The sequence below is a fragment of the Weizmannia acidilactici genome (genome assembly GCF_008974185.1).
GTDB lineage: Bacteria > Bacillota > Bacilli > Bacillales > Bacillaceae_C > Weizmannia > Weizmannia acidilactici.
In genome coordinates this window covers 1-704 of the sequence record NZ_BKZP01000103.1, presented here as the reverse complement: position 1 = coordinate 704, position 704 = coordinate 1, and the positions used below count along the sequence as shown (strand labels likewise).

At 46.9% G+C, this 704-nt stretch carries 1 pseudogene; it reads left to right on the top strand.

The annotated features are described in order from the left end of the window. Positions 1-552: pseudogene (locus tag BpJC4_RS15865) on the top strand (IS110 family RNA-guided transposase); the annotation flags it as partial. Positions 553-704 lie beyond the last annotated feature (152 nt).

Genomic DNA, 704 nt, shown 5'->3' with positions numbered 1-704 from the left:
TTAGGGCGGCCCGTTCTTCTTACCACCTTTCTAAGTGCGTGGAGGGCTCTGTGAATATCCTATTGGCATCATCCATTGAGGCCATCCGTCAGCTTGAACGGGCAGTTAAAACAGCTTGATAAAGCCATTACTCGCTTGATGGGCGGGATTCCAAATACTTTGATGACCATACCCGGAATTGGCCCAGTGACCTGTGCAGGTATTTTGTCCGAAATCGGCGACATTGAACGTTTTGACGGACAAGCCGCCATTGCTAAGTATGCTGGCCTCACATGGGGTCGCCATCAGTCTGGTGACTTCGAGGCCGCTGATCGCAAACCTAGGAAAGAAGGCAATCGGTATCTCCGGTACTATCTGATTGAAGCTGCCAATCAGGTGCGTCGGCGTGATTCGACTTACAACGCCTACTACTCGAAAAAATATCGAGAAGTCCCTAAGCATCAGCACAAACGAGCCCTCGTCTTAACCGCAAGAAAACTCGTGCGCCTGATTGATGCGCTACTACGCAACAATCAAATCTATGTGGCGCAAAAGGGAGAGGTGACGCGATGAAGTAATTCCTTCATCGATACACAATGACACAACTTCCAGATAATTACATATATCTGGAGGCTTGTTAAGTATTGCCTTCTTCAGCTTAATTGGTATGAAGAATTTCCAATTCAACTGTTTTTATCACTTGACACCACACCGTAAGACTTTTT